Genomic DNA, 9,213 nt, shown 5'->3' with positions numbered 1-9,213 from the left:
GGTCAGTAATTCGCTTTCAGATCCATGCCGGTATAAAGGCTCGCGACCTCGTCATAACCGTTGAACATCAGGGTAGGGCGGTTCTGGGTGCCGAAAAAGCCGCCTTCGCCGATGCGCTGCTCCGTTGCCTGGCTCCAGCGCGGATGGTCGACATGCGGATTGACGTTGGAATAGAATCCATATTCGCGGGCATTGGAATTTTTCCAGGTCGTTTCCGGCTGTTGTTCGACGAGCGAAATGCGGACGATGGATTTGATGCCCTTGAAGCCGTATTTCCACGGCACGACGAGGCGGATCGGCGCGCCGTTCTGGTTCGGCAGCGTCTCGCCGTAGAGGCCGAGGGCGAGGATGGTGAGCGGATGGCGCGCTTCATCAAGGCGAAGCCCCTCGACATAGGGCCAGGAGAGAGGCTGGAACAGGCCGCTTTGACCCGGCATTTCGTCTGGCCGCACCACGGTTTCGAAAGCGACATATTTCGCGCTGCCAAGCGGCTCCACCTTGTCGAGAAGGGTGGCGAGCGGGAAGCCGATCCACGGAATGACCATCGACCAGCCCTCGACGCAGCGCATGCGGTAAGTGCGCTCTTCGAGAGGATATTTCATTAGCTCTTCAATGCCGAATTCCTGTGGTTTGGAGACGAGGCCATCCACCTTCACCGTCCAGGGGGTGGGCTTGAACTTGCCGGAATTTTCCTTCGGGTCGGATTTTCCGACACCGAATTCGTAGAAATTATTGTAGCTGGTGACGGCATCAAGCGGAGTGAGCTTCTCATCCAGCTTGTAGGCGCCGGGGTTCGCCGCAAGCGGTGCGGCGATCGCCTCAGGGCCAGCCAGTCCGATTGCCGCGAGCCCGGCCGCTGTTCCAAGGAAACCGCGTCTGGAGAGATAGATGTTCTTTGGCGTGATTTCTGTTGCCGCGATGACGGGCGGACGATAGGCGGGCATTGCAACCTCCACAAAAGCCGGGTGTATCGGCAATAAATCGACTATGATAGCCAATACGACCGCTGCACAGATATGTTTCAGCGCCGTGCGGAAAAACAACGGCCGCACGGTAAAAATCGCGCATTTGTGATGAGATGTCGCCCGAACGGCCATGTGGAGAAAGAGCGTACCGTACCGAACCGTACTGTTTTGCCTGAAGGTGACAGTGACAGGGCTTGCGGTTTGCGCTAGAAAAACCGCAAAATAGGGCAGGAGCTGTTTTGACCGCGCTGCGGCAATGCGCTCGTCGCCAAGAGATCGAGGAAAACACCATGCCAGCCTATCGCTCCAGAACGACAACCCACGGCCGCAACATGGCGGGCGCGCGCGGCCTTTGGCGCGCCACCGGCATGAAGGACAGCGATTTCGGCAAGCCGATCATCGCGGTGGTCAATTCCTTCACGCAATTCGTGCCGGGCCACGTGCATCTGAAGGATCTCGGCCAGCTGGTCGCCCGCGAAATCGAGGCGGCCGGAGGCGTTGCCAAGGAATTCAACACTATCGCGGTCGATGACGGTATCGCCATGGGCCATGACGGCATGCTCTATTCGCTGCCGTCGCGCGAGATCATCGCGGATTCGGTGGAGTATATGGTCAATGCCCATTGCGCCGATGCGATGGTGTGCATTTCCAACTGCGACAAGATCACGCCCGGCATGCTGAATGCGGCGATGCGCCTCAACATTCCCGCCGTCTTCGTCTCCGGTGGTCCGATGGAAGCGGGCAAGGTCGTCCTGCACGGCAAGACCGTTGCGCTCGATCTGGTCGATGCCATGGTGGCTGCCGCCGATGACAAGATTTCCGATGAGGACGTCAAGATCATCGAGCGTTCCGCCTGCCCGACCTGCGGTTCCTGTTCCGGCATGTTCACGGCCAATTCCATGAACTGTCTGACCGAGGCGCTGGGCCTGTCCTTGCCCGGTAACGGCTCGACGCTCGCCACCCATTCGGATCGCAAGCGGCTTTTCGTCGAGGCTGGCCATCTGATCGTCGATCTGGCGCGCCGTTATTACGAGCAGGAGGATGAAACCGTCCTGCCGCGCACCATTGCCAACAAGGCGGCATTCGAAAACGCCATGTCGCTGGATATCGCCATGGGCGGTTCCACCAACACGGTGCTGCATATTCTGGCGGCCGCGCATGAGGGCGGCGTCGATTTCGGCATGGAAGACATCGACCGTCTTTCCCGCAAGGTTCCCTGCCTTTCCAAGGTCGCGCCTGCCAAGCAGGACGTGCATATGGAAGACGTTCACCGCGCCGGCGGCATCATGCGTATTCTGGGTGAGCTGGAACGCGGTGGGCTCATCAATCGTGATACCTATACCGTTCATGAGGCGACGCTGGGCGACGCCATCGACCGCTGGGACATCACCCGCACCAACAGCGAGACGGTGCGGCAGTTCTTCAAGGCAGCGCCGGGCGGCGTGCCGACGCAGGTGGCCTTCAGCCAGTCCTCGCGCTGGGATGATCTGGATACGGATAGCGACAACGGCGTCATTCGTTCGGTTGAGAAGCCTTTCTCCAAGGATGGCGGTCTGGCCGTGCTTTACGGCAATATCGCGCTTGATGGCTGCATCGTGAAGACGGCGGGTGTCGACGAATCCATCCTGAAATTCACCGGCCCGGCAGTGGTTTATGAAAGTCAGGATGCGGCGGTGAAGGGCATTCTCGGCAACGAGGTCAAGGCGGGCGACGTTGTCGTCATCCGTTACGAAGGGCCGAAGGGCGGTCCGGGCATGCAGGAAATGCTCTATCCGACCAGCTACCTGAAATCCAAGGGCCTCGGCAAAGCCTGCGCGCTGATCACCGATGGTCGTTTCTCCGGCGGTACTTCGGGCCTCTCCATCGGTCACGCCTCGCCGGAAGCGGCGCAGGGCGGCGCCATCGGCCTCGTGCGTCAGGGCGATCTCATCGAGATCGACATTCCGAACCGTACGATCAACCTGAAGGTCACCGATGCGGAGCTGGCTTCGCGCCGCGCGGAGCAAGAAGAGCTTGGCTGGAAGCCGGAAGCGCCACGCAAGCGCAATGTCACTACGGCGCTGAAGGCCTATGCGGCCTTTGCCTCGAGCGCCGACAAGGGCGCAGTGCGGATTTTGCCGGAGTAATTTCCGGATTTGCGAGATGATAAAGCCGCCGTTGATAAACGGCGGCTTTTTTGTGCCGTTCATTCTTTATCGAGCCGATAAGGTCGAAGCGGCACGATTTCTCCCCTTTGCCTGCAAAAGGCATTTGCACGGCCGGTTGCAACAAAGCCCAGCTTGTGCATCAGACGGTGCGACGCCCTGTTATCAAACAGGGGATTGGCATGCAGGGTTCTGATGCCCATGTGCTGAAAGGCATAATCGATGACGAGGCGTCCGGCTTCTTCTCCATAGCCTTTGCCCCAGACACGGCGATCAAGCCAAAGGCCGAATTCGCCCGAAAGGCCGATGAGACCGACCAGCCTGCCATCATCCACCGCCCATACCGGCAGCCGACGCTCAGCAATGCGCCTGATCAGACGCCGTGCATCGTCGGGTTCGAAAGGGTAGGCCGTGCGCAGCAGATTGCGCAAAATGAGCGGATCGTTCGTCAACCGGGCGAGTGGCGGCGAGTCCGTCATTTTAAATGGCCGCAGGACAAGGCGTGATGATTTCAGTTGTGACATCGTTTCCCGTCTTTTGCATTTGCGGCAGGGCAATAGTCCTCAAGATCACAAACTGATTCAAGCGCTTCGCATCTCGATTCCGGAATTCATGCCAACGCCCTGTTTTCATGGAGATTCTGCGAGATCATCAAATTGGGGCGTGGAAATTCGGTGATTTAAGTAGGGTCACATTGGAGTGATTGGCAGCGTTTCCTCTTTTCATCGCCGTATGGCTTCCTAGTTCAGTGACATGAAAAGACGAACCGCACTTGCCCTTATCGCGTCCCTGCCTATAGCCCCGCTTGCCCGCGCGCAAAGCAGTGGCGATGGCATTCGTTTCGACCCGTTGCTACGGGAGGCGGATGCGCTTTCCAGCCTCAAGGCCGTCATCGTCAGCATCGATGGCGGGGAGGTCGCGAGCCGCGCCTATCATGGTGCCAGCCTGAACGGTTCAACCAATATCAAGTCGGCATCGAAATCGGTTATTTCGGCGTTGGTCGGCATGGCGATCGACCGCAAGATACTGTCGGGCGCCGATCAGCCAATCGCAACCGTTCTACGCAGCGATTTTCTGCAGAACCCAGACCCACGGCTGGAAAGGGTTACCATCGGCAACCTGCTGTCCATGCAATCCGGCCTGGAACGCATGTCGGGCCCGAACTATGGCCGCTGGGTCGCCAGCCGCAACTGGGTGAGAATGGCGCTGGGTTCCGGTTTTGCCGGAGAACCGGGCGGCGGCATGCTTTATTCGACCGGCTCCACCCATCTGCTTTCGGCGATCCTGACAAAAGCTTCCGGCCGTTCGACGCTGTCGCTCGCTCGCGACTGGTTCCGGCCGCTCGAGGGATTTTCCATTGGCGGCTGGGAGCGAGATCCGCAGGGCATCTATCTCGGCGGCAACCAGATGGCGATGACGGCGCGGTCGCTCCTGGCCTTTGGCGAGCTTTACCGGCTGGGCGGGGTGACGCCCGGCGGCGAGCGGCTGATCTCGCAAGACTGGATCGACCAATCCTGGCAGCAGCGTACCAATTCCGTCTTTAACGGCGATGGTTATGGCTATTGCTGGTTCATCAAGGAGATGGCGGGGTCGACAGTCTATTATGCCTGGGGGTACGGCGGGCAGATGCTTTACATCGTACCGGCCAAACGGCTTTCCGTGGTGATGACCTCACGCGAGGATGCGCCGTCGGCCAGAACCGGTTATCGCGACCAGCTGCATGGGCTGATGGAGAGCATCATCCGGGCGGTATAACCTCATGCGCAAAACGCCGAGCTAGGCGGCCAGACGGCGTTTTAGCTGAAGGCCATTGCGGAAGCTTTTTGCGAGAAGGGTGATATTGAGCGCTCCGGCGCAAAGTTCCAGCGCCTGAACGGCGTAGAAGACCCCGCCGTAATCGTTTGAGAGGGCGAAATGCCGAAGCACAAGCGCGCAGGGGATGAGGATCAGCAACCCGTTCAGTGCGATGAGCGGCATACGTTTCTTCTTGGCTGCGACCAGCGGATGTTTCCATTTGGCGCCCATGCGAAAGCCGCTGAAACCCGTGACCGCAAGCGCGGGTGCAAGCACCAGGAACCCCCAGGGAATGGCGAGCTTGACGGTACGGATCGCTTCGCTGGAACCGGAGATTTCGGTGGCCGCGGTGGATAACCAAAAGGCGAATATGATCGCCAACGCCAGCGTGCCGGCGACGGGATGAAGGGTTCTCATCGATATAGTCCTTTAGAAGATCGGTTCAGCCTTGCGGCGGATCGGCGTCCAGCCCGGCGAAAAGCCGGTTCAGGCAGTCTATGGCGTTACTCAGTTGCTCCGCCTGCATATCCGTCGCTAAACGGCCGGCGAGTTCATTCCATTGCTGCATGGTGGCGGCATAGGCATTCTCGCCCTTTTCGGTAAGGCGAATGAGCTTGGCCCGCTTGTGGTGCGGATTGTTTTCGAAGCAGACAATGTCCTGTCGCTCCATCTCATCGATGAGGCGTTGCACACCCTGCCGGGTCTGGCCCATGTTCCGTGCGATCTGCGCCACGGTCAAAGGCTGGCCGGCAAGCACCACAGCTCCCAGAACCTGCCAGCGTGCACTGGACAGGCCGAAGGGTGCAGACAGGGCGTCGCCCGCGGCGATCAACGCGCCATTGGTTCGAAAGATGGCCACCGCCAGGGCGGAAAGAATGTGCGCGTTGTCCGTTTTCATGACAACATATTGCCATTTTGACAATATGTTGTCAATATCGGATTTGCGTTACAGCGGCCGATTGATGCTCTGGAAGGCTTCGCTCAGACGTTTCATGCGTTCCTCATAGGCGCCGGTGAGGCAGGCAATGTCCGCTGCGCATTCCTGGCGTTTCTTCAGCCACTTGCTCTGCTCGTCGCGCAGCGTGTCACGGGCGCCCATGGCCATCAGCTGGGTGAGGATGTCGAAGGTGGTGGCCATCTTCACATCCTGGTCGTTGAGGGCACGGTTGTCGCAGATTGCCTTTTCGTCTGCCGCGAGATCAGGCTTGGTGCAATCGAAGCTCGCCGCGCTGGCCAGCGAAATGAAGGAGGGGGCGAAGAGGATGCCGCAGGCAAGGAGGGTCGGTTTCAGATGCATGGATCGTCTCTTTTTGAGGACAGTCTGGTGCCGGTGAAACCGAAAAGGGGTGCTGTTGGTTCCAATGGGGTCAGCCGATCCATGCCTGGAAAAGACTGGTCATCATCTTGCCGCTCTTTGCTTTACAGGCTTTGGCGTTATAACTCCATCATACTGATGACGATGAGGAATCACATGCGAAGCGTGTTGAAGTATCTGTCCACCGGCCTTCTCGCCGCGCTCATTCTCCTGCCGGTCGGCGTGCGGGCGCAGGACAAGGCCGTACCGTCGAGCCAGACGGAAATGCAGCTTTCCTTCGCGCCGCTGGTCAAGCGTACCGCGGGCGCCGTGGTGAACGTCTATGCGGAGCGTGTCGTGCAGCGGCGTCTGTCGCCCTTTGCCGGCGATCCTTTCTTCGAGCAGTTCTTCGGTCAGCAGATGCCGAACCGCACGGAAAAACAGTCATCGCTCGGATCGGGCGTGATCGTCACCGCCGGCGGCCTCGTGGTGACCAACAATCACGTCATCGACGGTGCTGATGACATCAAGGTGGCGCTGGCGGATGGGCGCGAATTTTCCTCCAAGGTTCTGCTGAAGGATGACCGGGTCGATCTCGCCGTTCTGCAGATCGATGCCAAGGAGCAGTTTCCGGTGCTGTCGCTCGGCAATTCTGACGCCATCGAGGTCGGCGATCTCGTTCTTGCCATCGGCAACCCCTTCGGTGTCGGTCAGACGGTGACGAGCGGCATCGTTTCGGGTCTGGCGCGCAATCAGGTAACGCAGGGCGATTTCGGCTTCTTCATCCAGACGGACGCCTCCATCAACCCGGGCAATTCCGGCGGTGCGCTGACGAACATGGCGGGTGAGTTGATCGGCATCAATACCGCCATCTTTTCCAAGGGCGGTGGTTCGAACGGCATCGGTTTTGCCATCCCCGCCAATCTGGTCCGAGTTTTCGTGGCTGCCGCCGAGCGCGGGGATGCGAGTTTCCAGCGACCTTACATTGGCGCAACCTTCGATCCTGTAACCTCCGATGTCGCCGAAGCGCTCGGCCTGCATCGCGCCCGCGGGGCGCTCGTCGTCAGCGTCGTCAAGGACGGCCCGGCAGAGAAGGCTGGCATCGAACCGGGTCAGGTCGTCACCGCCGTCAACGGCTTTGAGGTGGAACATCCGGATGCGCTGGGCTATCGCCTGACGACCGCCGGCATCGGCAAATCCGCCGAATTGACTGTGATGGACAAGGGCAAAGAAAAGAAGGTGACCATCGCGCTCGATACCGCGCCGGAAACCGCCCCGCGTGACGAGCGGCTGATCGAAGGCCGAAATCCCTTCGCCGGCGCGACGGTCGCCAATCTTTCGCCAAAGCTTGCCGATGAATTGCGCATGCCTTCACAGGTGACCGGCGTTGTCATCACCGATGTGAAGCGCGGCTCGCCGGCCTATCGTGTCGGCTTCCAGCCGAAGGACGTCATCCTGTCGCTGAACGGCGCGGATATCGCCTCCACGGCGGCGGTCGAGAAGGCGCTGGACGACAATCCCGGCTTCTGGCGGGTGGAAATCCTGCGCGACGGGCAGCGCATCCGGCAGTTCCTGCGATGAGTGACGACCTCTTCGCCCCGCAAGTGCCTGTCGAGGTCGCCAACCGGCGGCCTCTTGCCGATCGTCTGCGTCCGAAAACGCTGGGGGAGGTGAGCGGGCAGCCGCATCTGACGGGCGAGGAGGGCGTTCTGCGCCGCATGATCGATAGCGGTTCGCTGGGGTCGATGATCTTCTGGGGGCCGCCCGGAACCGGCAAGACGACGGTTGCCCGCCTGCTTTCCGGCGAGGCTGGTCTGGCTTTCGAGCAGATATCGGCGATTTTTTCCGGTGTCGCCGATCTCAAGAAGGTTTTCGAAGCGGCGCGCACGCGGCGGATGAATGGGCGGCAGACACTGCTTTTCGTCGACGAGATTCATCGCTTCAATCGCGCCCAGCAGGACAGCTTTCTGCCGGTCATGGAGGATGGCACCATCATTCTGGTGGGCGCCACCACCGAGAACCCGTCCTTTGAACTCAATGCCGCTCTTTTGTCGCGTGCGCGTGTCCTGACCTTCAGCTCGCATGACGAGGACAGCCTCAGCGAACTTCTGAAGCGCGCCGAGGAGGCGGAGGGCAAGCCCCTGCCGCTAACGGAGGAGGCACGTGCGAGCCTGATCCGCATGGCCGATGGCGACGGCCGCGCCGTGCTGACGCTTGCCGAAGAGGTTTGGCGTGCCGCGCGCAAGGATGAGACTTTCGATACCGAAGGGCTGACGCGCATCGTGCAGCGCCGCGCCCCGGTTTACGACAAGAGCCAGGACGGCCACTACAATCTCATTTCAGCGCTGCATAAATCGGTGCGTGGTTCGGACCCCGATGCGGCACTTTATTACCTCGCCCGCATGTTCGATGCCGGCGAAGACCCGCTTTATCTGGGGCGGCGGCTGGTGCGTATGGCGGTTGAGGATATCGGCCTTGCCGATCCGCAGGCGCTTGCCGTCTGCAATGCCGCCAAGGACGCTTATGACTATCTCGGCTCACCGGAAGGCGAGCTGGCGCTGGCGCAGGCCTGCGTGTATCTGGCCACCGCGCCGAAATCGAATGCCGTTTACACCGCCTTCAAATCGGCGATGCGGGCGGCAAAGGAAAACGGTTCGCTGGTGCCGCCGAAGCATATATTGAACGCGCCGACCAAGCTGATGAAGGGTGAGGGCTACGGCGACGGTTACCGTTACGACCATGACGAACCGGATGCTTTTTCAGGTCAGGACTATTTCCCGGAGAAAATGGGTCGAACGACGTTTTACGATCCGCCGGACAGGGGTTTCGAGCGGGAAATCCGCAAGCGCCTCGACTGGTGGGCGAAGCTGCGCCGCGAGCGCGGATCGCGTTAGTGCTTTTGTGCAGTTTCGGACGGAGGCCGCCACGCATTTTCCAGAACTGCTTGATGCGCCGTTCTTCATAAAGAGAATCAGGTGCTTGGCAAAGTGAGTCGCAAAGCTGCGCCATCCATTTG

At 60.0% G+C, this 9,213-nt stretch carries 9 protein-coding genes; 4 read left to right on the top strand and 5 right to left on the bottom strand.

All coding sequences use genetic code 11. The features are described 5' to 3' along the window. Positions 1-2: 2 nt before the first annotated feature. Positions 3-944: a protein-methionine-sulfoxide reductase catalytic subunit MsrP gene (gene msrP / locus AGR13A_RS09310; RefSeq protein ID WP_080834938.1), complete on the bottom strand. Its 942-nt coding sequence runs from the start codon at positions 942-944 to the stop codon at positions 3-5. Between the two features lie 311 nt (positions 945-1,255). On the opposite strand from msrP, the gene ilvD reads away from it, so the two are divergent. After that, the gene (ilvD, locus tag AGR13A_RS09305) at positions 1,256-3,091 is read left to right on the top strand and encodes a dihydroxy-acid dehydratase (protein WP_035224095.1); all 1,836 of its coding nucleotides are present in this window, start codon (positions 1,256-1,258) and stop codon (positions 3,089-3,091) included. Positions 3,092-3,150: 59 nt separating this feature from the next. On the opposite strand, the gene AGR13A_RS09300 is transcribed toward ilvD, so the two are convergent. After that, positions 3,151-3,633, bottom strand: coding sequence for a GNAT family N-acetyltransferase (locus AGR13A_RS09300; RefSeq protein ID WP_080834936.1), 483 nt, complete (start codon positions 3,631-3,633; stop codon positions 3,151-3,153). A 229-nt stretch (positions 3,634-3,862) separates the two neighbouring features. Here AGR13A_RS09300 and AGR13A_RS09295 point away from each other — a divergent pair, with 229 nt between their 5' ends. After that, the gene (locus tag AGR13A_RS09295) at positions 3,863-4,864 is read left to right on the top strand and encodes a serine hydrolase domain-containing protein (protein ID WP_080834934.1); all 1,002 of its coding nucleotides are present in this window, start codon (positions 3,863-3,865) and stop codon (positions 4,862-4,864) included. Positions 4,865-4,885: 21 nt separating this feature from the next. Here AGR13A_RS09295 and AGR13A_RS09290 read toward each other — a convergent pair whose 3' ends face one another. The 3 genes from AGR13A_RS09290 to AGR13A_RS09280 are packed head-to-tail and all read right to left on the bottom strand — an operon-like array spanning position 4,886 to position 6,200. After that, positions 4,886-5,320, bottom strand: coding sequence for a hypothetical protein (locus tag AGR13A_RS09290; protein WP_080834932.1), 435 nt, complete (start codon positions 5,318-5,320; stop codon positions 4,886-4,888). A 25-nt stretch (positions 5,321-5,345) separates the two neighbouring features. Continuing rightward, complete coding sequence (locus AGR13A_RS09285) at positions 5,346-5,801, bottom strand: MarR family winged helix-turn-helix transcriptional regulator (protein ID WP_080834930.1); 456 nt, start codon at positions 5,799-5,801, stop codon at positions 5,346-5,348. Between the two features lie 48 nt (positions 5,802-5,849). Further along, positions 5,850-6,200, bottom strand: coding sequence for a lysozyme inhibitor LprI family protein (locus tag AGR13A_RS09280; RefSeq protein ID WP_080834928.1), 351 nt, complete (start codon positions 6,198-6,200; stop codon positions 5,850-5,852). 174 nt (positions 6,201-6,374) lie between these two features. Between AGR13A_RS09280 and AGR13A_RS09275 the strand changes: the two genes are divergently transcribed. Both AGR13A_RS09275 and AGR13A_RS09270 read left to right on the top strand, forming a co-directional pair. Continuing rightward, positions 6,375-7,778, top strand: coding sequence for a DegQ family serine endoprotease (locus AGR13A_RS09275; RefSeq protein ID WP_080834926.1), 1,404 nt, complete (start codon positions 6,375-6,377; stop codon positions 7,776-7,778). Continuing rightward, positions 7,775-9,091 carry a replication-associated recombination protein A gene (locus AGR13A_RS09270; protein WP_080834924.1) on the top strand — a complete coding sequence of 439 codons (1,317 nt, stop codon included), beginning with the start codon at positions 7,775-7,777 and terminating at the stop codon, positions 9,089-9,091. Before AGR13A_RS09275 ends, AGR13A_RS09270 begins: the two co-directional genes overlap by 4 nt. The last annotated feature ends 122 nt before the right edge of the window (positions 9,092-9,213 follow it).

The organism is Agrobacterium genomosp. 13 str. CFBP 6927, assembly GCA_900012615.1.
Taxonomy (GTDB): domain Bacteria; phylum Pseudomonadota; class Alphaproteobacteria; order Rhizobiales; family Rhizobiaceae; genus Agrobacterium.
Note: the sequence above shows the minus strand (reverse complement) of the source record. Positions and strands in the feature narration are given on the sequence as shown.